Source organism: Actinomadura alba (assembly GCF_014323705.1).
In the GTDB taxonomy this organism is placed as follows: domain Bacteria; phylum Actinomycetota; class Actinomycetes; order Streptosporangiales; family Streptosporangiaceae; genus Actinomadura_C; species Actinomadura_C alba.
The window spans coordinates 112,473-134,838 of the sequence record NZ_JABVEC010000008.1 but is presented as its reverse complement, the minus strand read 5'-3'; the positions used below and the strand labels follow the sequence as shown (position 1 = coordinate 134,838).

General features: G+C 69.5%; 19 protein-coding genes. 14 read left to right on the top strand and 5 right to left on the bottom strand.

Translation table 11 applies throughout. The annotated features are described in order from the left end of the window. Nucleotides 1-38 precede the first annotated feature (38 nt). Nucleotides 39-590 (bottom strand): nucleotide exchange factor GrpE, encoded by a 552-nt coding sequence (locus tag HKK74_RS13160; RefSeq protein WP_187243462.1) that lies wholly within the window; start codon nucleotides 588-590, stop codon nucleotides 39-41. 189 nt (nucleotides 591-779) lie between these two features. Between HKK74_RS13160 and dnaK the strand changes: the two genes are divergently transcribed. From dnaK to HKK74_RS13125, 7 genes are all read left to right on the top strand, one after another. Further along, nucleotides 780-2,699, top strand: a complete 1,920-nt coding sequence (gene dnaK / locus HKK74_RS13155) for a molecular chaperone DnaK (RefSeq protein WP_187243461.1) — start codon at nucleotides 780-782, stop codon at nucleotides 2,697-2,699. Nucleotides 2,700-2,839: 140 nt separating this feature from the next. Beyond that, nucleotides 2,840-3,832: a DnaJ C-terminal domain-containing protein gene (locus HKK74_RS13150; protein WP_187243460.1), complete on the top strand. Its 993-nt coding sequence runs from the start codon at nucleotides 2,840-2,842 to the stop codon at nucleotides 3,830-3,832. Further along, nucleotides 3,829-4,167 carry a chaperone modulator CbpM gene (locus HKK74_RS13145; protein WP_187243459.1) on the top strand — a complete coding sequence of 113 codons (339 nt, stop codon included), beginning with the start codon at nucleotides 3,829-3,831 and terminating at the stop codon, nucleotides 4,165-4,167. The genes HKK74_RS13150 and HKK74_RS13145 overlap by 4 nt, the downstream gene beginning before the upstream one ends. Further along, on the top strand, nucleotides 4,158-6,791 hold the full coding sequence (clpB, locus tag HKK74_RS13140; RefSeq protein ID WP_187243458.1) for an ATP-dependent chaperone ClpB: 2,634 nt from the start codon (nucleotides 4,158-4,160) through the stop codon (nucleotides 6,789-6,791). The genes HKK74_RS13145 and clpB overlap by 10 nt, the downstream gene beginning before the upstream one ends. 106 nt (nucleotides 6,792-6,897) lie before the next feature. Then, nucleotides 6,898-8,268 (top strand): NtaA/DmoA family FMN-dependent monooxygenase, encoded by a 1,371-nt coding sequence (locus tag HKK74_RS13135; protein ID WP_187243457.1) that lies wholly within the window; start codon nucleotides 6,898-6,900, stop codon nucleotides 8,266-8,268. Then, nucleotides 8,265-9,461 (top strand): LLM class flavin-dependent oxidoreductase, encoded by a 1,197-nt coding sequence (locus HKK74_RS13130; protein ID WP_187243456.1) that lies wholly within the window; start codon nucleotides 8,265-8,267, stop codon nucleotides 9,459-9,461. Before HKK74_RS13135 ends, HKK74_RS13130 begins: the two co-directional genes overlap by 4 nt. A gap of 30 nt (nucleotides 9,462-9,491) precedes the next feature. Then, nucleotides 9,492-10,613 (top strand): LLM class flavin-dependent oxidoreductase, encoded by a 1,122-nt coding sequence (locus tag HKK74_RS13125; RefSeq protein ID WP_187243455.1) that lies wholly within the window; start codon nucleotides 9,492-9,494, stop codon nucleotides 10,611-10,613. A 119-nt stretch (nucleotides 10,614-10,732) separates the two neighbouring features. Here the strand turns inward: HKK74_RS13125 and HKK74_RS13120 are convergent, their stop codons facing one another. Together HKK74_RS13120 and HKK74_RS13115 are read right to left on the bottom strand one after the other, a co-directional pair. Beyond that, nucleotides 10,733-12,178: a sensor histidine kinase gene (locus HKK74_RS13120; protein ID WP_187243454.1), complete on the bottom strand. Its 1,446-nt coding sequence runs from the start codon at nucleotides 12,176-12,178 to the stop codon at nucleotides 10,733-10,735. A 302-nt stretch (nucleotides 12,179-12,480) separates the two neighbouring features. Further along, on the bottom strand, nucleotides 12,481-12,783 hold the full coding sequence (locus HKK74_RS13115; protein ID WP_187243453.1) for a hypothetical protein: 303 nt from the start codon (nucleotides 12,781-12,783) through the stop codon (nucleotides 12,481-12,483). Nucleotides 12,784-13,106: 323 nt separating this feature from the next. Between HKK74_RS13115 and HKK74_RS13110 the strand changes: the two genes are divergently transcribed. The 7 genes from HKK74_RS13110 to HKK74_RS13080 all read left to right on the top strand — a co-directional run bounded on the left by HKK74_RS13110 (nucleotide 13,107) and on the right by HKK74_RS13080 (nucleotide 19,802). After that, on the top strand, nucleotides 13,107-14,705 hold the full coding sequence (locus HKK74_RS13110; protein ID WP_187243452.1) for an ABC transporter substrate-binding protein: 1,599 nt from the start codon (nucleotides 13,107-13,109) through the stop codon (nucleotides 14,703-14,705). Nucleotides 14,706-14,709: 4 nt separating this feature from the next. Next, nucleotides 14,710-15,642, top strand: a complete 933-nt coding sequence (locus tag HKK74_RS41395) for an ABC transporter permease (RefSeq protein ID WP_187243451.1) — start codon at nucleotides 14,710-14,712, stop codon at nucleotides 15,640-15,642. Beyond that, a complete protein-coding gene (locus tag HKK74_RS13100; RefSeq protein ID WP_187243450.1) occupies nucleotides 15,639-16,442 on the top strand; it encodes an ABC transporter permease in 804 nt (267 codons plus the stop codon). Before HKK74_RS41395 ends, HKK74_RS13100 begins: the two co-directional genes overlap by 4 nt. A 145-nt stretch (nucleotides 16,443-16,587) precedes the next feature. Then, on the top strand, nucleotides 16,588-16,950 hold the full coding sequence (locus HKK74_RS13095) for a VOC family protein (RefSeq protein ID WP_187243449.1): 363 nt from the start codon (nucleotides 16,588-16,590) through the stop codon (nucleotides 16,948-16,950). Between the two features lie 29 nt (nucleotides 16,951-16,979). Further along, nucleotides 16,980-18,467, top strand: a complete 1,488-nt coding sequence (locus tag HKK74_RS13090; protein ID WP_246491509.1) for an MFS transporter — start codon at nucleotides 16,980-16,982, stop codon at nucleotides 18,465-18,467. An 85-nt stretch (nucleotides 18,468-18,552) separates the two neighbouring features. Then, a complete protein-coding gene (locus HKK74_RS13085; protein ID WP_187243448.1) occupies nucleotides 18,553-19,251 on the top strand; it encodes an aminoglycoside phosphotransferase/kinase family protein in 699 nt (232 codons plus the stop codon). A 110-nt stretch (nucleotides 19,252-19,361) separates the two neighbouring features. After that, nucleotides 19,362-19,802: a hypothetical protein gene (locus HKK74_RS13080; protein ID WP_187243447.1), complete on the top strand. Its 441-nt coding sequence runs from the start codon at nucleotides 19,362-19,364 to the stop codon at nucleotides 19,800-19,802. A 23-nt stretch (nucleotides 19,803-19,825) separates the two neighbouring features. Here HKK74_RS13080 and HKK74_RS13075 read toward each other — a convergent pair whose 3' ends face one another. Both HKK74_RS13075 and HKK74_RS13070 read right to left on the bottom strand, forming a co-directional pair. Next, nucleotides 19,826-20,635 carry a TIGR03619 family F420-dependent LLM class oxidoreductase gene (locus HKK74_RS13075; RefSeq protein WP_187243446.1) on the bottom strand — a complete coding sequence of 270 codons (810 nt, stop codon included), beginning with the start codon at nucleotides 20,633-20,635 and terminating at the stop codon, nucleotides 19,826-19,828. Nucleotides 20,636-20,758: 123 nt separating this feature from the next. Then, nucleotides 20,759-22,219 carry an FG-GAP-like repeat-containing protein gene (locus HKK74_RS13070; protein WP_187243445.1) on the bottom strand — a complete coding sequence of 487 codons (1,461 nt, stop codon included), beginning with the start codon at nucleotides 22,217-22,219 and terminating at the stop codon, nucleotides 20,759-20,761. Nucleotides 22,220-22,366 lie beyond the last annotated feature (147 nt).

Genomic DNA, 22,366 nt, shown 5'->3' with positions numbered 1-22,366 from the left:
GCGCGGCTCGTCTGCGGGGCCGGCCGGCCTCGCTGAAGTCAGTCGTCCCTGGTCGCCACCACGACCGACGCGGGGCGAAGCTGGCGGTGGTCGTCGCCGTAACCGGGGCGGACGATCTCGACCACCGTTCCCTCTGGGTTGCCGGGGTCGTTGACGGTGCTCACCGCCTCGTGATGAACCGGATCGAACGGCACCCCCACCCGGTCCTGGCGAGGGAAGCCCAGCCGGGCGAGAACGGCGACGGCCTGATCGCGGACGGCCCGGATGCCCTGGATGAGGGGATCATCGGTATCGGGATCGGCATGCGAGAGTGCGCGGTCGAGGTTGTCGAGCACCGGCAGCCACTCCGAGGCGCCCTGGGCGCGTTCTTCGGCCACCACACGCGCCATCGTTCTGTCGACGCGTTTACGGAAGTTGTCGAGGTCGGCGAGCGCCCGTAGGCGCAGGTCCTCGAGTTCCGCGATCCGCGCCTGCAGATCGGACTCCTGCCCGACACCCGTGTCCTCGTCCTCGGCCGTGGGTGGAGCGTTCTGTTCCCGCTGTGGCGAGGTGGCCGCTGAGTCGGACGGCCTCGCATCCTGATCGCTCATACTCATCAGTCCGTGGTGAAAATCGGCGTCGATGACGTCGTCGTTTTCGAAGGCCCCCTCCCACGTTCGCACCCCGCCCACCTGGTGTCCACCCTGCCGCGTGTCGCCCGAAAAGGGTGATTCGCTCTCACCCTCTGCCTCCGAGCATGGAGTTGAGATGAGATTTCGACTCGCGCTCGGGGGATCGTGATGGCGAAGGCAGTGGGAATCGATCTGGGCACGACCAACTCGGTGATCGCGACGGTCGAGAACGGTCAGCCCGAGGTCATTCCGAACGCGGAGGGGCAGCGGACGACGCCGTCGGTGGTGGCGTTCACCGACACCGGGGAACGTCTCGTCGGGCAGTTGGCCAAGCGGCAGGCCATCCTGAATCCCAAGCGGACGATCTCAGCGGTCAAACGGTTCATCGGCCGCCGCTACGAAGAGGTCGAATCCGAGGTTCAAACGGTGACCTACGACGTGGTGCCCGGCCCCGAGGGGGCGGTCCGGTTCGACATCGACGGCAAGCTCTACGCACCCGAGGAGATCGCCGCGCAGATCCTGCGCAAGCTCGCCGACGACGCCGGCAGGCAGCTCGGGGAGAAGGTCAACGAAGCGGTCATCACCGTCCCCGCCTACTTCAACGACGCGCAGCGCCATGCCACCAAGGACGCCGGGCGCATCGCGGGCCTCGAGGTGCTGCGCATCATCAACGAGCCCACCGCCGCCGCTCTCGCCTACGGCCTCGACAAGCGCGAGAACGAGGCCGTGCTCGTCTACGACCTCGGGGGCGGCACCTTCGACGTGTCGATCCTCACCGTCGGCGAGGGCATCGTCGAGGTCCGGGCCACCAGCGGCGACACCCACCTCGGCGGCAACGACTTCGACCGGCGCATCGTCGACCATCTCGCCGAGGAGTTCAAGCGCGACACCGGCATCGACCTCCGCCAGGACCCGCAGGCCCTGCAACGGCTGTTCGAAGCGGCCGAGAAGGCCAAGGTAGAGCTCTCCAGCGTGACCCAGACGCAGATCAGCCTGCCGTTCATCACCGCCGACGCCGGCGGCCCGAAGCACCTCAACACCACTCTGCGCCGCGCCACCTTCGAGCAGCTCACCGCCGACCTGCTCGAACGCACCATGGGCCCGGTGCAGCAGGCCATGGCCGACGCCAAGGTGACCGCCGACGACATCGACGAGGTCATCCTCGTCGGCGGCGCCACCCGCATGCCCGCCGTCCAGAGTCTCGTCCGGCGCCTCACCGGCGGCAAGGACCCCAACATGAGCGTCAACCCCGACGAGGTCGTCGCTCTCGGCGCCGCCATCCAGTCGGCCGTCCTCAAGGGCGAGATCAAGGACGTCCTCCTGCTGGACGTCACGCCGCTGTCGCTGGGCATCGAGACCCTCGGTGGCGTCACCACCAAGGTCATCGAACGCAACACGACCATCCCCGCGCGGCGCACCGAGATCTTCTCCACCGCCGAGGACGACCAGCCGGCCGTCGACGTCGTCGTGTTGCAGGGCGAACGCGAGCGCGCCGCCGACAACCGTACACTCGCCCGCTTCCGCCTCGACGAGATCCCGCCGGCCCCTCGTGGGACGCCGCAGATCGAGGTCACGTACGACATCGACGCCAACGGCATCCTCAACGTCACGGCCAAGGATCAGCAGACCGGTCGCGAACAGCACATCACCATCAGCGAGAGCAGCAACCTCGACCAGGGCGAAATCCAGCGGATGATCAACGACGCCGAGCAGCACCGCACCGAGGACACTCGCCACCGCCAGGTCATCGATGCCCGGAACGAGCTCGACACGGTCGCCTACCAGGTTGAACGCGCCCTGGCCGAGTTCGGGGGCCAAGCGCCCGTCCATGAGAAGGCCCGCGCCGACATGCTGATCGCCGACGCCAGGCAGGCCGTCAAGGAAGAGGCGCCGCTCGACCGCATCCGCTCTCTCACCGGCGAACTCCAGCAGGTGCACCACGCGCTCATGGCCGCGAGGCAGGGCCGGCAAGGCCCCACTCCCGGTCCCGAACAGCCGCCGCCGGGAGCCGGTCCCGGAGCCGGTCCCCAGGGACCCGCCCAGGCCGGTACCGACGACGTCATCGACGCCGACTTCACCACGGACTGATGCGGCATGGCCGACGTACCTCTTCGCGTACCCGGCGCCGGCCGCGGTCTCGGTTTCCGTCGCGGCTGCGCCGAGGCGCACGGGCACGGCTCCGCCCGGCCCCGCCCGGCACCGGTCACGTTGGCGATGAGGATGGACTGATGCCTGCCGGCGACGACCTCTACGGGACTCTTGGCGTGTCCAGGAACGCGAGCCAGGAGGAGATCCAGCGGGCCTACCGCAAGCTCGCCCGCGAGTATCACCCGGACGTCAACAAGGATCCTTCGGCCGAGGACCGCTTCAAGGACGTCTCCGAGGCCTACTCGGTCCTGTCCGATCCCGAGACCCGCCGCCGGTATGACGCGTTCGGGCCGGACTTCCGGCAGGTGCCGCAGGACGTGGACCCGGAGACCTGGGCGCGCGCCGGTGCCGGCCGTCGCCGGGCCCGCGCGGGCGCCGGAGCCGCCGGAGCCGCCGGAGCCGGGGCCGGCCGCGGCGGCAGGTGGCGCGGAGCCGAAGCCGCCGGGTTCGGTGCCGGACTGGGCGAGGACATCGATCTCGAGGAACTGCTCGGCGGCATCTTCGGCGGCCGGGCCGGACGCGGATGGGGCCCGGTCCCCGGCGCCGACCAGGAGGTCGAGATCGAGCTGGGCGTCGAGGAGGCCTATCGCGGCGGGAAGCGCAGGATCACCATCGAGGGGCTGGGGGGACGCCGGACCCTCGGCGTCAACATCCCGGCCGGCGTCACCGACGGCCAGCGGATCCGGCTCGCCGGTCAGGGCGGCCACGGCAGCGACGGCGCCCCCGCCGGCGACCTCTACCTCATCGTGCGGATCGCCCCCCACCCGAGATACCGGCTGGACGGGCGGAACATCCACGTCGATCTGCCGGTGACGCCATGGGAGGCCGCGCTCGGCGCCACCGTTCCTCTCGACACCCCCGGAGGCGAGGCCAAGGTGAAGGTCCCGCCGGGCACAACGAGCGGACGGCGCCTGCGGCTGCGCGGCCGTGGCCTGCCGAACCCGCGCGGTACCCCGGGCGATCTGTACGCCGAAGTCAAGATCATGGTGCCTCCGAAACCGACTCCAGACGAGCGACGCCTGTTCGAGGAGCTCGCCGCCACCTCCGACTTCGACCCGAGGCAGCGACCATGAGAGCGCCGGCGAAGACGAAGACCCGCAGATACTCGCTCGTCGGGCCGCCGCGCCTGGACCTGGAGTCGTTCGCCGACCTGGCCGGGCTCCATCCCGATCTGGTGCGGCGCCTGGTGGCGCTCGGCCTGCTGGAGCCGGACCGGGACGCCGCCGGACAACTGTGGTTCGCCCCGGAGCAACTGGCCGAGGTTGCCCGGATCGAACGGTTGCGTGCCGGATTCTCCCTCAACTACGCCGCCGTCGGGCTCGTGTGCGACCTGCTCGACCGCATCGCCGACCTTGAGGCGGCACTGCGGCGCCGCTCTCGACGCACGGGAGGCTCACCGTGGACCTGAACCGGTTGACACAGAAATCGCAGGAGGCCCTGCACGACGCGCAGACCAAGGCCCTTCGCCTCGGGCACACCGAGGTCGACGGGGAACACTTGCTGATGGCGCTGCTGGACCAGGAAGCCGGCCTGGTACCTCGACTGCTGGCCGCCGCCGGAGCGGACGTGGACCGGCTCCGCGACGAACTCGAGAAGCAGCTGTCCAAGCGGCCACGCGTGAGCGGACCCGGCGTCGAACCCGGGCAGATCCGGGTGACCCAGCGGCTCTCGCGGCTGCTGGAGGCCGCGGAGAGCGAGGCCAAGCGGCTCAGGGACGACTACGTCTCCGTCGAACACCTCCTCATCGCGCTCTTGGACGAGGGGCCGCAGACCCCGGCGGGCCGCCTGCTGCAAGAGCACGGGCTGACCCGCGACCGGTTCCTCGGGGCGCTCACCTCCGTCCGCGGCAGCCAGCGGGTGACCTCGGCGATGCCGGAGGTGACCTACGAGGCCCTGGAGAAGTACGGGCGCGACCTGGTCGCCGAAGCGGAGGCGGGCCGGCTCGACCCCGTCATCGGCCGCGACGCCGAGATCCGCCGGGTCGTCCAGATCCTGTCCCGCAGGACCAAGAACAACCCGGTGCTGACCGGTGATCCCGGCGTGGGCAAGACCGCCATCGCCGAGGGACTTGCGCAGCGCATCGCCCGGGGGGACGTGCCCGAGGGACTGAAGGACAAGACCATCTTCAGCCTGGACATGGGCTCGCTCATCGCGGGTGCGAAGTACCGCGGCGAGTTCGAGGAGCGGCTCAAGGCGGTGCTGACCGAGGTGCTCGCCTCCGAGGGCCGGATCCTGCTGTTCGTCGACGAGGTGCACACCGTGGTGGGCGCGGGCGCCACCGAGGGGGCCATGGACGCCTCCAACATGCTGAAGCCGATGCTGGCCCGCGGTGAGCTGCACCTGATCGGCGCGACGACGGTCCAGGAGTACCGCAAGCACATCGAGAAGGACGCCGCGCTCGAGCGGCGGTTCCAGCCGGTGCTGGTCGACGAGCCGTCGGTCGAGGACGCCATCTCGATCCTGCGCGGGCTGCGGGAACGCCTGGAGGTCTTCCACGGCGTGAAGATCCAGGACAGCGCCATCGTGGCCGCGGTCGTGCTGAGCCACCGCTACATCTCCGACCGCTTCCTGCCGGACAAGGCGATCGACCTCGTCGACGAGGCGTGCGCGATGCTCCGTACCGAGATCGACTCGATGCCCGCCGAGCTCGACGAGCTGACCCGGCGGGTACGCCGCCTGGAGATCGAGGAGGCGGCGCTCGCCAAGGAGAGCGACGAGGCGAGCAGACGGCGGCTCGAGGAACTGCGCGCCGAGCTCGCCGACCTGCGCGCCGAGGCCGACGCCATGCGGGCCCAGTGGGAGGCCGAGCGGCACGCGCTCAGCCAGGTCCAGGCGCTGCGCAAGGAGATCGAGCAACTGCGCCAGGAGGCCGAACGGGCCGAACGGGAGTACGACCTGAACCGCGCGGCCGAGCTGAGGCACGGCAGGCTCCCCGACCTGGAGCGCCGGCTGAAGGCCGAGGAGGAGCGACTCGCCGCCAAGCAGGGCGGCCACCGGCTCCTGCGCGAAGTCGTCACCGAAGACGAGATATCCACCATCGTGTCGCGCTGGACCGGCATCCCGGTCAGCCGCCTCAAGGAGGGCGAACGGGAGAAGCTGCTGCGCCTCGACGAAGTGCTCCACGAGCGTGTGATCGGACAGGACGAGGCCGTACGGCTCGTGACCGACGCGATCATCAGGGCGCGGGCCGGCATCAAGAACCCCCGGCGCCCGATCGGGTCGTTCATCTTCCTCGGGCCCACCGGAGTCGGCAAGACCGAACTGGCCAAGTCGCTGGCCGAGGCGCTGTTCGACACCGAGGAGAACATGGTCCGCCTCGACATGAGCGAGTACCAGGAACGGCACACCGTCAGCCGGCTGGTGGGCGCTCCGCCCGGCTATATCGGCTACGAGGAGGGCGGTCAGCTGACCGAGGCGGTGCGCCGCAAGCCGTACTCCGTGGTGCTCTTCGACGAGATCGAGAAGGCGCACACCGACGTGTTCAACACCCTGCTCCAGGTCCTGGACGACGGACGTCTCACCGACGCGCAGGGCCGTACGGTCGACTTCCGCAACACCGTGATCATCATGACGTCGAACATCGGCTCGCAGTACCTCCTCGAAGGAGTCCAGCGCGACGGGCGGATCGAGCCGTCGGCACGCGACCAGGTCATGGCGGAACTGCGGTCGCGCTTCCGGCCGGAATTCCTCAACCGCGTCGACGAGACCGTCATGTTCCGGCCGCTGACCCAGCCGGAGATCGAGCAGATCGTCGAGCTGATGTTCGGGGACCTGCGGGCGCGGCTCGCCGACCGCCGCATCACCCTGGAGGTGACCCAGGAGGCGCGGAAGCTCATCGCACAGGCGGGCTTCGATCCCGTCTACGGTGCCCGCCCGCTGCGCCGCTACATCGCCCGCGAGATCGAGACGCGGGTGGCGCGCGCCCTGCTGTCCGGGGAGGTCAAGGACGACGCGGTGATCCACATCGGTGTCGAACAGGGCGAGCCGCGGGTCACCTTCGACAACCGGACCCGCAGGGTACGGGCCGCCTAGTGAAATGTCAGAGTCATTGACATGAAACCTATTTTTCCTACTATGAAAGTCGACATGCCCTCTCGCTGGTGGCCCTCGCTTCGGCGCAGTTGAAGGAGCACGCCTGATGCCCGTCAAGCAGGTGCACCTCGCGGCGCATTTCCCCGGTGTCAACAACACGACCGTGTGGTCGGATCCCCGCTCGGGGAGCCAGATCGATTTCGGCTCGTTCGTCAGCCTTGCGCAGACGGCCGAACGCGGCCGGTTCGATTTCCTGTTCCTCGCCGAAGGGCTTCGGCTGCGGGAGCTCAAGGGAGGTATCCACGATCTCGACGTGGTCGGCCGGCCCGAGTCGCTCACCGTGCTGTCCGCCCTCGCGGGGGTCACCACCCACCTTGGGCTTGCCGCGACGGTCAACTCCACCTTCAACGAGCCCTACGAGGTCGCCAGGCGGTTGGCGACGCTCGACCATCTCAGTGGTGGCCGGGCCGCATGGAACGTGGTGACCAGCTATGACGCGTTCACCGGCGAGAACTTCCGACGCGGTGGCTTCCTTGACGAGGCCGACCGCTACACCCGCGCCGCCGAGTTCCTCCAGGTGGCGCGCCTGCTGTGGGACTCATGGTCGGCCGACGACATTCCCGCCGATCCGGTCACCGGCCGGTTCGTACGGCGTGGTGCCGGTGAGTTCCACCATGAGGGCCGCCACTTCGACGTCTCCGGACGGTTCAACACACCGCGTGGTCCGCAGGGTCACCCGGTGATCATCCAGGCCGGGGACTCGGCGGAGGGCCGCGAGTTCGCGGCTTCGGACGCCGACGTCATCTTCAGCCGCCACAGCCGGCTTGAGGACGGCCGGGCCTTCTACAAGGACGTCAAGGGCCGGCTGGCCAAGTACGGCCGCCGCCCGGAGGACTTGAAGATCCTCCCTGCTGTGACCTACGTCTTGGGCGACACCGAAGAGGAGGCCGCGGAGCGCGCAGTCGAGATCCGCCGTGCGCAGGTCAGTCCCCAGACCGCGATCACTTATGTTGAGGGGATCTGGGGGCGGGACCTTTCCGCATATGACCCGAACGGTCCCCTGCCCGACATCGAGCCCGACCTCGGCGAGGGAGTCTCCAAGGGCCGGGCACAGTTCCGCGGTGATCGCGGCGCCATCGCCCGGAAGTGGCGGGCGCAGGCGGAAGAGCGTGGGCTCAGTATCCGCGAGCTGGTCATCGAGGTCACCGGCCGGCAGACCTTCGTCGGCACAGCTCGGACGGTGGCCGACCAGATCGATGAATTCGTGCAGAGCGACGCGGCGGACGGCTTTGTCTTCGTGCCGCACCTGACACCCGGGGGGCTCGACGACCTGGTGGACCACGTGGTGCCGCTGCTCCAGGAGAAGGGAGTGTTCCGCAGCGACTACGCCGGCTCGACGCTCCGCGCCCACCTCGGTCTCGATGCCCCACACCCTGGCCCAGCGGCCATGCCCCGCGCCGGCGAGGTGGCGTCATGATCCACATCCATCTCGCCGCGGCGCTGGACGGCGCCGGCTGGCATCCGGCGGCGTGGTGCGATCCAGCCGCTCAGCCGTCCCGCCTCTTCGCCGCCGGATACTGGGCCGGGCTGGTCACCGAGGCCGAACGTGGCCGGTTGGACTTCGTCACCTTCGAGGACGCGCTGGGCCCGCAGTCCTCCCGGTTCGACGGCCCCGATGACCGGGTCGACCAGGTCCGCGGGCGACTCGACGCGGTGCTGCTGGCCGCCCGGCTCGCCCCGCTGACCTCGCGTATCGGCCTGATTCCCACCACGAGCACCACACATACCGAACCGTTCCACGTCGCCATCGGCATCGCCTCCCTCGACTACGTGAGCCGGGGACGGGCCGGCTGGCGGCCGCAGATCTCCAGCCGCGCCGCCGACGCCGCGCATTTCGGCCGCCGCACTTTCCCGGTGCTGAGCCGGGAGGACATCGGCACGCCGGCGGCGAAGGCGTTCGTCAGCGAGCTCTTCGGCGAGGCCGCCGATGCGGTCGAGGTCGTCCGGCGACTGTGGGACAGCTGGGAGGACGACGCCGAGATCCGGGACGTCTCGACCGGCCGGTTCATCGACCGGGACAAGCTGCACTACATCGACTTCGAGGGCCCTCACTTCAACGTGCGCGGGCCGTCGATCACGCCGCGCCCGCCGCAAGGGCAGCCGCTGATCACCGCCCTGGCGCACGATGTCGAGCCGTACGAGTTCGCGGCACGCGGCGCCGATGTCGTCTATGTGACCCCGCGCTCCCGCACCGAGACCGCGATGATCGTCGGCCGGGTTCGGAATGCCGAGGCGGCGGTCGGCCGGGTGGGGGAGCCGCTCAAGATCTTCGCCGACCTCGTCGTCCTCCTCGACGAGACGGCCAGTGTGGCCGCCGAGCGTAAGGAGATGCTGGATCAGCTGGACGGTGCCGAACTGACCTCCGACGCCGAGATCTTCACCGGCACCGCGGGCGAGCTGGCCGACCTGTTACTGGACTGGCGGGCATCCGGTCTCGACGGCTTCCGGCTGCGCCCCGGCGTGCTCCCCTATGACCTGACCGGCATCACCCACGGCCTGGTGCCCGAGCTACAGGACCGCGGGGCCTTCCGCAGGGAGTACGAGGCGGTGACGTTGCGCGGCCTGCTCGGGCTGCCCCGGCCCGCCGGCCGCTACCCGGCGACGTCATGACATCTTCACCGCATCGACCGGAAGGCGGCCATGACCGCGATCCCCCTCTCCGTACTCGATCTCGCACCCATCCCCGCCGGCGGCACAACACGCCAGGCGCTGCACAACACCCTCGACCTGGCCTGGCGGGCCGAGGAGTTCGGTTATCACCGCTACTGGCTCGCCGAGCACCATCTCGCTCCCGGCGTCGCCAGCGCCGCGCCGCAGATCCTGATCGCCCTGGTGGCCCGCGCGACCAGCCGGATCCGGGTCGGCTCGGGCGCGGTGCAGACCGGGCACTGGACCCCGCTGGCGATCGTCGAGCAGTTCGGCACCATCGATGCCCTGTACCCCGGCAGGATCGATCTCGGCCTCGGCCGTTCCGGGCAGCGGCGCGCCGAGTTCGCCCGCGGCGCGGCCGCGCCGCCGGAGCGCGAGGCCACCGTGGTGGACGGCTTGCTCATCCCCAAGCCCTTCGACGTCGGCAGGTTGGCGGGGAGCCCGGTGATCGCGCTCTTCGGCGAGCTGCTGCAGCAGCCGGGGGCCGAGTCACCGGACTTCGCCGAACAGGTGGCGGAGATCTCCGCTCTGCTCGATGGCTCCTATCGTTCTCCGGACGGGCACAGGGCCCATGTGACGCCCGGCGAGGGCGCCGACCTCCAGCTGTGGATCCTCGGTAGCAGCGGCGGCGAGAGCGCCCGGGTGGCCGGGGAACGCGGGCTGCCGTTCGCCGCGAACTACCACGTCGCCCCGTCCAACGTTCTGGAAGCGGTGGACGCCTACCGTGCGGCCTTCAAACCCTCGGGGGTGCTGGACGAGCCCTATGTCGTCGTCTCGGCCGACGTGGTCGTCGCCCCCAGTGACGACGATGCGCGCGAACTGGCCGCCCCGTACCCGCTGTGGGTGCACAGCATCCGATCCGGTCTCAGGGCGATCCCGTTCCCGGCGCCCGAAGAGGCCGCCGCCCACGCATGGAGTGATGAGGGCTGGGCGTTGGTCGCCGACCGTGTCGACACGCAGTTCGTGGGCTCTCCACAGACCGTCGTGGAAGGGCTGCGGGTGCTGCAGCGCGTGACTGGCGCCGACGAACTGCTGGTCACCACGATCACTCACGACCATGCTCACCGCGTTCGCTCCTACGAGCTGCTGGCGGGGGAATGGAACCGCGCGTGAGCATCGGCGAACCTCGAAGGCCGCGCTCATCGTAGCCACGCAGGTGCACGGCAGGTCCAAATCCGGCTGATCGATCATTGAACCTGATGGGGGAGCCGCCTGATCGTGGCGAGGCCGCCTCAGTGCGCCTCGTCCCTGTCGTTACTGCACTCGTCGGCGCTTTGCGGCGCGCTGGGCAGGCGCAGGATGAAGCAGGCTCCTCCGATGGGCGAGTCTGCGACGTGCAGGGTGCCCTTGTGGGCTTGGGCGATGGTACGGGCGATGGCCAGCCCGAGCCCGGTGCCCTGGGGGTCGCGTTGTCTGGCGGCTCGCAGACGGGTGAACCGCTCGAAGACCCGTTCGCGGTCGGCTTCGGGGATTCCCGTTCCGTCGTCGCTGACGGCCAGTTCGGCGGAGTTCCGCTGCTCGTGCCCGCTGGCCCGCACGTTGACCCGCACGGTCGTTTCGGCATGGCGCTGGGCGTTGTCGAGGAGGTTGGCCAGGATCCTGCCGATGTGGGTGGGGACGGCGTCGACCGTTACTCCGGGTTGCAGGTCGAGCTGTACGGGGTGCCGATCGGTTCGCCGGGAGACCTCCGTGCGGACGAACCGGGCCAGGTCGATCCGCTGTACCGATGTCGGCGGGTCGGCCTGGAGCTGTGCCAGCAGGAGCAGGTCGGTGGTGATCGCTTGGAGCCGGTCGATGTCCTCCAGCGCCCGGTCGAGCGTGGCGGGCAGATCGTTCCGTTCGAGGTCGAGCTGGGTGTCCTCCAGCAGGAGGCGCAGCCCGGCGATGGGGTTGCGCAGCTCGTGTGAGGCGTCGGAGGCGAACCGCCGTTGCTGATCGAGCATGCGCTCCATGCCGCCCTTGGCCTGCTCCAGCCGGTTGAGCGTCGCGTTGATGGTGCGGGCGAGCTGCGCGATCTCGTTCTGCCCGGCGGGCTCGGGCACCCGGGTGGAGAGGTCGTTGACGTTGATGGCGGCGAGTTCGGCCCGGATGGCCTCCACCGGTCGCAGCATCCGGCCGGTGACCTTCCACGCCCCCCAGGCGGCCAAGCCGATCAATGCGACGACCTGCACGGCGAACAACGTGTCGAAGATTCCGGTGGACAGCCGACCGGGGACACGGCGGCCCGCGTACACCACGGGTGAATCGGGTGTCGGCCGCACCCTGACCGCCGAGATGCGCATGCACCCGGCCGGTGGGGCGGCGCAGGCCTGCACGTCCCGTACGGTGTCCTGCGATGTGGGCATGGTCCCGGCCAACGGTGGGAGGCCACGCGCGGCCGCCGAAGACGCGAGCACGACCCGGCCGGGGCCGACCACCTGGATCAGGTCGACTCCGCTGACCCGGGGTATCACCGCACGCGCCAGTTCTCCGCGGCGGACGTCCGCCGCTGCGACGGCGGCCTCTTGCCGGACCTGCCGCCACGCGGCATTGACCAGGGCGTGGCGGGCGAGCAGACCGGCGGCCACTCCCGCGGGTATGAACAGCACAGTGGCCAACAGCGTCACCAGAACCGTGACCCGGCCCCGCAGGGACCGTAACCGCGGACGCAACCGGGTACGCGGCGCGGATGCGGGCATGGCTACATGCCAACCCTCCCGGCGCGGTCATCCCGGCAATCGGTGGGATCCCGCAGTGGAACGTCCTGCGGCGACGGAACCGATGATGACCACGCGTAACTGGACGTCATTAAAATTCACGTTACCCCTACTTTTCCGTTGGGGGGTAACCCCTATGCCCGGGCCGTCCGCCGTGGACAACTGCGAGATCACGGGCTGGAGTCCATGATCTCGCAGTTGTCCGTTCGTGCGGCCCAGGCACTCACCGTGACGTCAACGGTGTGTAGGCCCGGCGCGGCCGAGAGCCTCTGTCGAGGGCGTGGTCACCGGCCCCAGGGGCCATAGTGATGGTGGTGGAACCCGTGGTGATGGTGGTGGAACCAGGGCCGCTGCACCGGTTGCCAGACCTGCACGGGCTGCTGCCATGGCTGCACGGGCTGCTGCCAGGCGCCCCATTGCTGGCAGTTGCCGAAACGCCAGTCGCAGTGCAGGACGGTGCCGGATCGCCACGATGAGGCTGCTGTGGTCTGTGCGTTCGCAGGAGTCGCCGCGCCGGCCGCGAGTGCGGTGAATCCCGCCAGGGCCGCGGTCGAAAGGGCAACTGAGATCGCTTTCGGGAAGGCCATAAATATTCCTTAATGCAGATAACGGTGAATTCCGGTGATTAGGCCGCGGAAAGCCGACCGCATCACTTACCTACATCCGAGATCGATTGAGCGAGGAAATCAACTCAGTTGATCGGTTGATTGCCGATCTTGACGTGGATTTGCACCCGCCGCACCATGATCATGGCTCCTCTCGGTGGCCGGCGCGGATCGTGCAGGGGTGACCGGGACGCGGTGCGAGGATCACTCCGCCGGGCCGCCCGGTGGGCCGAGCTCTGACATTGACAATCGTTTTCGTTCGGGGTGATGATGCGGGATGATCGCATGTGTACCGTTCGGGAGGGATGTCTGTGTCGTCATTCGCGAGCGCCGGCCGAAGCGGAACCCCATGGTGGAGACGATGTGCGATCCCGCTGGTCGCAGGCCTGATCGGCTTGCTGTCGGCCTGTGCCGGCGGGTCCGGGGACTCTGCGCAGGCCCGGAGCGGGCAGCTGACGCTCGCCGCGCCGCGTGACCTGTTCGCCGGCCCGGATGACCCGTACTTCACCCACCAGGCGCTGCAGGTCTGGGAGCCACTGGTCACGCTGGACGCCGAGCTGAAACCATCACCCGCCCTCGCCACCACCTGGAAGCGGTCGGCCGATGGCCGGGTGTGGACCTTCCAGCTGCGTGGTGGTGTGCGGTTCAGCGACGGCAGCCCCCTGACGGCCGAGGCGGTGGTCGTGAACATCGAACGGTTCCGGCGGATCGCGCCGAAGCAGTCACCGTTCTTCAGCCTCGACGCCGGTATGGAGTCCGCCTACGGAAGGTTGAAAGAGGTACGCGCCGACGGTGGTGCGGTGGTGTTCGAGCTCGCCGATCCGGTGGCCGACCTGCCGGCCCGGCTCGCGAACTTCTTCAGCATGATCCAGGCGCCGTCGGCGTTCGACGCAGCGGGCCGCTTCGCCGGAAAGCCGGTGGGCACCGGCCCGTACATGCTGGTCTCCTCGTCCAAGGGACAACGCGTCGAGCTCATCGCGAACCCCCACTACTGGGGGAAGCGGCCCGCGCTGGGGAAGGTGGTGGTCAGGACGATCCCCGACGCCAACGCCCGGGTGGCGGCGTTGCGGGCGGGTGAGGTCGACGCCCTCATCGACAAGGGGGCCCTGCTCACCGGGCAGGTCGGCGCGGTCGCCGCCGACAGGCGCTTTCGAGTCACGCGCACTCCGTCGGTGCTCACCCACTATCTGACCTTCAACTCCTCTCGAGGACCCTTCGCCGACCCGAGGCTGCGTGAGGCGGTCGATCTCACGATCGACCGCACGATGATCGCGAAGAGGCTTCTGGCGGGCACGGCCACGCCGGGAGCATCGTTCCTGTCACCGGTCTTCGGTGACCTGGCCGACCCGAACGTACGCACCCCGTACGACCCGGAACGGGCCCGCCGGCTCGTCTCCGAGGTGGGTCGCCCCAGCCGGCCGATCACGATCCTGATCTCCTCGGCCGAGGCCGGCCAGTTTCCCTACACCGACATCGCCGAGGTGCTGAGGTCGGCCCTGGACCAGGCCGGCCTGCCGGCCAGGGTGAGTGCCGTCGAGGCGACCAAGACGACGATGGAGTCCGGCGACTACGACATCTTCCTCAGCGCCTACAGCGTCCCGAACGGCGACGCCGACTACCTGTTCCGGCGGTTCCTGCGCTCGGACGCCGAGTGGAATCGTCAGCGTGGGCTCGGTTACGACAGCGAGGAGTTCGACCGGCTCATCGACCGGGCCGCCGTCAGCACCGACACGACGGAACGACGCGACCTGTATCGGAAGGTGCAGCGGTTGCTGGCCACCGACCGTCCGATGATTCCGGTGGCCTATCAGGACAACCCGGTGGTGGCGAGCAACGCCCTCACCGGCTTGACCCAGGACGCCTGCTATCTGGTGGACTTGGCCAAGATCGCACCGGCGAGCTGAGAAGGTGACCTTCGCCGTCTCGCGGGCGCTCGGCGCGGCCTTCGCGCTGCTCGTGGTGTCGGTACTGACGTTCTCACTCACCTCGCTGGCGCCGGGTGACCCGGCGGAGGAGCTCCTCCGCCGGGGCGGCATCCAGCCCACTCAGGCGAGCGTCGCCGCGCTGCGCGCCGAACTCGGGCTCGACCGGCCCGCGGCCGTGCAGTACCTCGGCTGGCTCCACGGCGTGCTGCGTGGTGATTTCGGGCGGTCCTACGCCGACGGAACTCCGGTGGCCGCTCAGATTCTTTCGCGGGTGCCGGCCACGCTCCGCTTGGCGGGCGCGGGATTCCTCATCGCGGTCGCGCTCGCGGTGCCGATGGCGGTGCGCGCGCAGATCCGGCCGCACACCGCCCTCGGCCGGATCACCCGTGCCCTCACGTCGGCGATCGCGGCCGTCCCGCCCTACGTCGTCGGCATCCTGCTGGTCAGCGTATTGGCGGTCGAACTGCGGATCCTTCCCACCGGCGGCGACGCCACGGCCGACGGGGTGATCCTGCCCGGTCTCACGCTCGGCGTCGCCACCGCGGCTCCGCTCATGCGGCTGCTGAGGTCAGAGCTCGCGGCCGTCGACGGCAGCCCGTTCATGGCGCTCGCCCGTGCCAAGGGTCTGACGGTCCGGCGGGCGATCGTCTTGCACGCTCTGCCCGCCGCGGCGCCCGGAGCGATCAGCGCCGCCGGGGTGGCGCTCATCGAGCTGGTGGGCGGTGCGGTCGTCGTCGAGACCCTGTTCAACTGGCCCGGCGTGGGTCAGCTCGCGGTCACCGCGGTCCGCCAGCGTGACATCCCGATGGTGCAGGGGTACGTGCTCTTCGCCGCGATGGCCACCCTGCTCGTCCTGGTGCTGGCCGATGTGTGCGTCGCCCTGGTGGATCCGCGCCTGCGGGACAAGAGCCGATGACCCGCCCGACGGCGGGGTTGACGGCCGGAGGGGCGCTGCTCACAGTCGTCGTGCTGGGCTGTTTCGCCCTGCCGCTGGTCTCCCCGCACGATCCCTATCGGCCCGATCCGGTGAACGCGCTGCTGCCGCCGGGGCCGGGTCACTGGCTGGGAACCGACCAGCTCGGCCGCGACCTGCTCACGCGCACGGCCGCCGCAGGACGTACGTCACTGCTGTTCGCGCTCGCCGTCACCGCCGCCACCACTGTGATCGGGACCGTCACCGGTGCCGTGGCGGGCCTGGCGGGCGGCTGGCCGGACCGGATCCTGCGCCAGACCTCGACCATGGCACTGGCGTTGCCGGGGCTCACCCTCGCACTGGCCGTCTCCGGCGTCCTGCCGCCCGGATACACCACGCTGTTCATCGCGTTGGTGCCGCTGGGCTGGGTGAGCTGCGCGTCGGTCGTACGCACCGTCGTACGCCGGACCGCCATGACCGACTACGTGCTCGCCAGCCGGACCATGGGCGCCTCGATCCCGCAACTGCTGCGGTACGACATCGCGCCGCACGTCCTCGGGCCGGCCTGCACGGTGGCCGCCGGCGACTTCGCCAGATCACTCACCGCGGCCACGTCGCTGAGCTTCCTCGGCATCGGCCTCCCCCCGCCGCACGTCGACTGGGGCGGCATGATCAGCGAAGCGACCCCTCTCCTGCTCGCCTCGCCGCGGCTCGTCGTCGTGCCGGCGATCGCGATCGCGCTGGCCGGCCTGAGCGTCATGCTCGTCACCGATGGCCTCCGCGACCCGGCGTCAGGTCCGTAGCAGCCGCCGATACGTGCGCGGCCGGCGGTCCGGCGGTCGGCTGTCAGCGGGCCGCGAAGAAACTTCGCTCACGAGCGATGATTCCGGCCCACGGCCGGAGTCTCTCCTTCGATCGGGCACGACCGCCCCTGCAAGGAGGACTCCCATGACATCGACCGGACACCCACATACGCCCGCGTGGTTCGACATCTCCTCTCCGGACGCCCCCCGAGCGCGACGCTTCTACCAGGAGATGTTCGGCTGGCCGGTGAACGTACTGGATGAGACCTACGCGCTGGTGGGCGCGGACGGCGACCGGCCGGCGGGCGGGATCGGCCAGGCCGGTCCCGGCAGCCCCTACACCGGGATCGTCGTCTACTTCCAGGTCGACGACGTCGACACTGCGCTCGCGCGCGCCGAGGAGCTCGGCGGCAGCCGGACCCTGGAGCCGCAGACCCTGCCCGGCATGGGGCGGATGGCCGTGTTCACCGACCCTGACGGCAACCCCGTCGGCCTGCTGAGCCCCTGACGTACGAGATCGATCACAAGGAGACGAGCATGACCACGGTCGACTCGAGCACGGCCTCGGAGAGCGCCGACGTTCCACCGGCGGATCCACGGCGATGGTGGGCGCTCGCACTGCTCTCCGGACTGTCGTTCATGATCTTGCTGGACATGACCATCGTGAACGTGGCACTTCCGCTGATCCAGGAGGGCCTCGACTTCTCGGAGTCCGGCCTGACCTGGGTCGTGAACGGCTACGTGCTGACGGCCGGAGGGTTGTTGCTCCTCGGCGGGCGGTTGGCCGATGTCTTCGGCCGCAGGCGTCTGTTGCTGACCGGTGTGGTCGTCTTCGCGGTGTCCTCGGTCGTGTGCGGTGCCGCCGTCGCCCCGTGGATGATGGTCGCGGGCCGGTTCGGTCAGGGCGCCGCCGAGGCGATCGCCGCGCCCGCGTCGCTGGGCCTGATCGCCCTGCTGTTCACCGACCCGAAGGAACGGACGAAGGCCCTCGGAATCTGGGGCGGGCTCGTGGCGGTCGGCGGGACCCTGGGCTATGTCATCTCCGGTGTCCTGACCGATCTGACGTCCTGGCGCTGGATCTTCTTCATCAACGTGCCGGTCGCCTTGGTGGTCTTTCTGCTCCTCCCGCGCATGGTCGGCGAGAGCCGGATGGTGCGGGAGGAGGACCACCGGCTCGATGTCACCGGTGCGATCACCTCGACCGCCGGTCTCATCGCCATCGTCTACGGGCTGCTGCAGGCCGCCGAGCATCCGTGGGGGTCCGCGACGGTGCTGCTTCCGCTCCTTGCCGGAGTCTGCCTGCTCCTGGCGATGCTCGTCGTCGAGCGTCGTGCGAAGAACCCGCTCGTTCCGCTGGAGTTCTTCGCCAACCGGACCAGGTCGGTCATCAACGTCGCCTCCCTGTTCTTCATGGCGGCGTTCATCTCGTACACCTTCATGCTGACCTTGTTCGAGCAGCACGTGTTGCGCTACTCCACGCTCCAGACCGGGCTGGCGTACCTGCCCCTAGCGTTCGGGATCGGGGCCGGCATCGGGATCGGCACCGCGTTGACTCCGCGCCTCGGCGTCAGAGCGGTGACCGCCGCCGGCTTCATCGGCGCCGGCGTGGGCCTCCTGCTGACGAGCATGGTCGACACCGACACCTCCTACGTCGGCGGCATCCTGCCGGGAATGATCGTGTTCGGGGTGTTCGCCGGCGCCACCATGCCGGCCGCGACCACGGCCGCGCTGCACGGGGTCACCGTCCAGGACTCCGGCTTGGCATCGGGCGTGCAGACCACCATGCAGCAGGTCGGCGGCGCGCTCGGCCTCGCCGTCCTCGTGACCCTGGCACTCCGGTACGCCGATGACGAGATGGAGCGTGGCGTGCCGGCCGAGGTGGCGGTGACGTCGGGCTACGTGCTGGCCTTCCGCATCGGGGCCGCGCTGATGATCCTCGGGGGAGTGCTCATCATGACGCTGTTCGAGCGCGTCAACCCGGAACTGCGGGACCCGACGGCCGAGATCGTCGAGGAGACCCGCTGAACGACGGTGTGGCCGAGAGGCGGATGACTGAGATCGGCGCCGCAGCGCGTGCAGAGAACGGCGGCTCCATGGAAACCTGACCGGTATGCGGGATCGACCGGAGAACTTCGACGAAGCCGAATTGCGGCGTTCCTTGTACGAGTGGGGAATCGAGGCCGTTTCTCTGGCGTACGCCCCGGTGGGATTCGGCGATCATCATTGGACCGCAGTGGATTCCCGTGGCCGGAATTCGTTCGTCACCGTCGCCGACCTGGCGCACAAGGGTCACTGCGGAGACGGGCCGGAGGCCGCCTTCACCGGTCTGCACCGGGCCATGGACACCGCGTGGGCATTGCGCGATCAGGAGGCGCTCGACTTCGTCGTGGCGCCGCTGCGCACCGCCGACGGGGAGACACTCCGCCGGGTGGACGGCCGGCACGCCGTGAGCGTCTTCCCGTTCGTGGACGCCACCTCAGGGAACTTCGGTCAGACGCTGACGCCGCACGAGCGTGGCCTGGTCGTGGACATGCTCGCCGAGTTGCATCACAGCAGATCTCCCGCCTCGACCCCTGTTCTCCAACCGGACCTTTCGACACGGGTTCCGCTGCTGAAGGCCCTTGAGGAGCTGGACCGGCCCTGGCGGGGTGGGCCGTTCGCCGAGCCCGCCAGAGCCCTGGTCGCAGACCACGCATCCGGCATCCGCGAGCGGTTGGAGGAGTTCGACCGGCGTGTCGAAGAGGTCACCAGGAGCGGCCACGAGCCCCGTCGTCACCCGCAGGGCTCTGGCGGGGTGAGCCGTGAGTAGCCCTGCTCGACCGAGGCCGGACCGAACCCTCCTGACACACCACCCGTTCCACCCGGTACCGATGCCCTTGGCCAGCATCACAGATCACCCAGCACCGATGGGACGGCGGCATGGCCAGGGAATCGAGCGGACTCCCTCGTTTCGAGAATGTGTGTCGCAACGCCGCCAAGATATTGGCGTCGTGTGAGGGATACTTCATCGACCGGATCTCGTTTGACATCGTTGACGGCCACGATGCGTTGGAGATCGGGCTCAGGCAGGGCCCCGAGTGGCCCGACGTCACCATCTCGCTATCCGGCGTCCATCACCTGTCGATCGGCAAACCACCCGAATCCTCGGGCTGTTTCGTCGATGAGGTCTCGGTGATTCACGCCCCGGCAAGTCCGCATCCGTGGCCTGAAGGGCTCGTCAGCGTCCGGCGTCATGACGGGCTGCCCGAGCTGGCCTGGATTCGGCTGATCGGGCCGATGGACATTGAGGCCGTGGCTTCGACCCTGACCGTATTCACCGCGATGAGTGACGACGCGGCAGCCGTCCGTCCGGAGGCGTGACGGCCGCCTAGTCCTCAGGATGGTCAGCCCCGCGCGGCCGCGAGCGCGGTCATGCGGTGGACGGTCTCCTCATGTTCGCCGAACCACACGGCGAGGTGGTCGGCGCCCGCGGCCTCCCATTCCGCGAGCTCCGCCGCCATGAGTCCCGGGTCCTTCTCCCATTCCCGCTTCCACATGGCACGGGCTCCCGTGCCGATCGGGCGGGAGGCCAGTCGCCGTAGCGTGGCGGCCAGCTCGGTGAAATGTTCGGGGGTGGTCGGCACGCTCTGCCAGATGTCGGCCAGTTCGGCGGCGCGTGCGAGGGCGGCCTCGCTCATTCCGCCGACCAGGATGGGCACGTGCACCGGCCGGGGCTCGAACACGCCGGTACTGAATCGGTAGTGCGCGCCGTCGAAGGGCCCGCGCCCGGTCTCCCACAGGTGCCGCATCAGCCGGATGGCCTCGTCGGTACGCGCGGCGCGGGCGGCGAAGTCGGCTCCCAGGGCGGTGAACTCGCGGCGCTCCCAGCCGATCCCGACGCCGAGAGTGAAGCGCCCGCCGGAGAGGCGATCGAGGGTCGCGGCCTGTTTGGCCACCACGAACGGATCGCGCAGCGGCAGGATCAGCACGGACGTGCCGAGCCGGATCCGGTCGGTGGCCGCGGCGAGGTAGGACAACGCGACCAGCGGATCGTGCACACCGCCGTATGTCGGGCCGAAGTCCTCCGGCGGCAACGGGTGGTCCGGCAGCCAGACTGCTTCGTAACCGAGGTCCTCCGCGCGCCGGGCGAACTCGGTGAGGCGGCTCGGATCCATGGCGGGTGACTCGGCCGGCAGAACGACATGCAGCTCCATGCCGCAACCGTAAGCCCTGCCATCGATGTGAGAGTCAACCGCTAGGGCCATCGAGCTCGGCAGCTGCCGACGAGGGCGTACGTCACCGGTTCAGTCAGAACCGTGACGTACGCCCGACTCGTGTCAGCGGAGCAGCGAGGAGCCGAACCTCGCGAAGGTCGGATCGGCGACCCCTGCCTGGCGCAGGTCGTGAGCGGACGCCCGAGTCGTGCGGGCACCGTCGAGTACGGTGACCAGCCCGGTCGAGGTGAACCCATCGATCGTCTCCTCCGGGACGCCGATGACCAGGTCGGCCCTGCCGTCGCCGGTGTGATCGGCCAGCAGCACGGTGCGCCCGAAGAGGTCGGCGGTCTCCGCCTCGTCGGGGATGCCGGGGGTGTCCTGGTTGATCCACGTGGCTTGACGGGTGCCGACGCCCGCGGCCGAGCCGTGCAGCACGGTCACCGCGCCCGCGGCGATCGCCGTGTCCGGATCGATGTCCTCTCCGGGAGCGCCGACGGCGAGATCCGCTCTGCCGTCCCGGTCGACGTCGCCCATGGCGAGCGACCACCCGAAACGGTCATCGGCCTCGTTGGTGTCGGGCACACCCGGGCTGCCCTGGGTGATGAGGGCCGGGTCGGCGAAGGCGCCTCCCTGGCTCAACAGCACGGCTACCTTGCCACCGGATTCCGACGAGTATTCGGGGTCGCCCACGGCGACATCCGCCCTGCCGTCACCGTTCAGGTCGCCCATCGCGATGGAGCCGAACATCGTCGAGAAACCCGGCAGGTCCTTACGGACCGGTGCGGCCGTGTCGAGCCCGGCGCCGCCTCCCCGGTAGCCGACGAGTCGCGCGTCGGCACTCGTACGGACGACCTGCGCGAGGTCGGTCGTGCCGTCGCCATCGACGTCGCCCGCCGCGAGCCGCATGCCGTAGTCGTACGCGTAAGGGTCCTCCTCATTGGCCAGGAGCTGCGCGTCTGTGCCGGACAGCCCTTGCGCTCCACCGAACAGGATCGTGACCGATCCGCTCCACTGACGGCCGTCCTGGTCATTGGGCGACCCGACGGCGAGGTCGGCCCTGCCATCACCGTTGAAGTCCCCCGTCACGAGCGAGTTGCCGAATCGCTCGTTCCACCCTGGATCACCGGGCACGCCAGGGGACGCTTGCGTGAACAACTGACTGCGCTGGGGGACAAGGCCGGACGGCGAGCCGTACACGATGGTCACGGAGCCGGCCCCGACCTCCTCGTTCCCGTCGCCGTCGCCGTCGATGGCCTCATCGGGGGTGCCCACGGCCAGGTCGGCGAAGCCGTCCGCGTCGAAGTCCCCGCTCGCAAGCTCCCAGCCGAAGTAGTCGTAGCTCTCGGCGGTGTCGGGGATGCCGTCGGTGTCCTGCGTGATCAACGTGCCCGGGGGGCGGAGGCCGTTCAGTACCGCCACGCCGCCGGTGTCCGCGCCACTCACCGCGGCGGCCGGCGCGCCGACGGTGAGATCGACCCTGCCGTCGCCGTTGAAGTCGCCGGGTTTCGCCGCGCCGGCCGCCTGCGCAGGTGCCGCCGTCATGACTCCGGTGAGCACCGCGATCGCCGTTACCCCCCGCATCAACGGTCGTCGCCGCGCTGCCCCTGCCGCACCGGAACTCTTCGAGATCCTGCTCATCCTCTTCCCTCTGCGAGATCGTGCCGTTGAACCCGTACGTCCATATCCGCGAGATGGACGTACGAAGAATCTTGGATTGTGCTGCCGGAT

Excerpts from the sequence above, each read along its gene's own strand:
- HKK74_RS13160 (WP_187243462.1), bottom strand. The coding sequence starts at position 590 with ATGAGCGATCAGGATGCGAGGCCGTCCGACTCAGCGGCCACCTCGCCA.
- dnaK (WP_187243461.1), top strand. The coding sequence starts at position 780 with ATGGCGAAGGCAGTGGGAATCGATCTGGGCACGACCAACTCGGTGATC.
- HKK74_RS13150 (WP_187243460.1), top strand. The coding sequence starts at position 2,840 with ATGCCTGCCGGCGACGACCTCTACGGGACTCTTGGCGTGTCCAGGAAC.
- HKK74_RS13145 (WP_187243459.1), top strand. The coding sequence starts at position 3,829 with ATGAGAGCGCCGGCGAAGACGAAGACCCGCAGATACTCGCTCGTCGGG.
- HKK74_RS13135 (WP_187243457.1), top strand. The coding sequence starts at position 6,898 with ATGCCCGTCAAGCAGGTGCACCTCGCGGCGCATTTCCCCGGTGTCAAC.
- HKK74_RS13130 (WP_187243456.1), top strand. The coding sequence starts at position 8,265 with ATGATCCACATCCATCTCGCCGCGGCGCTGGACGGCGCCGGCTGGCAT.
- HKK74_RS13125 (WP_187243455.1), top strand. The coding sequence starts at position 9,492 with ATGACCGCGATCCCCCTCTCCGTACTCGATCTCGCACCCATCCCCGCC.
- HKK74_RS13120 (WP_187243454.1), bottom strand. The coding sequence starts at position 12,178 with ATGCCCGCATCCGCGCCGCGTACCCGGTTGCGTCCGCGGTTACGGTCC.
- HKK74_RS13115 (WP_187243453.1), bottom strand. The coding sequence starts at position 12,783 with ATGGCCTTCCCGAAAGCGATCTCAGTTGCCCTTTCGACCGCGGCCCTG.
- HKK74_RS13110 (WP_187243452.1), top strand. The coding sequence starts at position 13,107 with ATGTCTGTGTCGTCATTCGCGAGCGCCGGCCGAAGCGGAACCCCATGG.
- HKK74_RS13100 (WP_187243450.1), top strand. The coding sequence starts at position 15,639 with ATGACCCGCCCGACGGCGGGGTTGACGGCCGGAGGGGCGCTGCTCACA.
- HKK74_RS13095 (WP_187243449.1), top strand. The coding sequence starts at position 16,588 with ATGACATCGACCGGACACCCACATACGCCCGCGTGGTTCGACATCTCC.
- HKK74_RS13090 (WP_246491509.1), top strand. The coding sequence starts at position 16,980 with ATGACCACGGTCGACTCGAGCACGGCCTCGGAGAGCGCCGACGTTCCA.
- HKK74_RS13085 (WP_187243448.1), top strand. The coding sequence starts at position 18,553 with ATGCGGGATCGACCGGAGAACTTCGACGAAGCCGAATTGCGGCGTTCC.
- HKK74_RS13080 (WP_187243447.1), top strand. The coding sequence starts at position 19,362 with ATGGCCAGGGAATCGAGCGGACTCCCTCGTTTCGAGAATGTGTGTCGC.
- HKK74_RS13075 (WP_187243446.1), bottom strand. The coding sequence starts at position 20,635 with ATGGAGCTGCATGTCGTTCTGCCGGCCGAGTCACCCGCCATGGATCCG.
- HKK74_RS13070 (WP_187243445.1), bottom strand. The coding sequence starts at position 22,219 with ATGCGGGGGGTAACGGCGATCGCGGTGCTCACCGGAGTCATGACGGCG.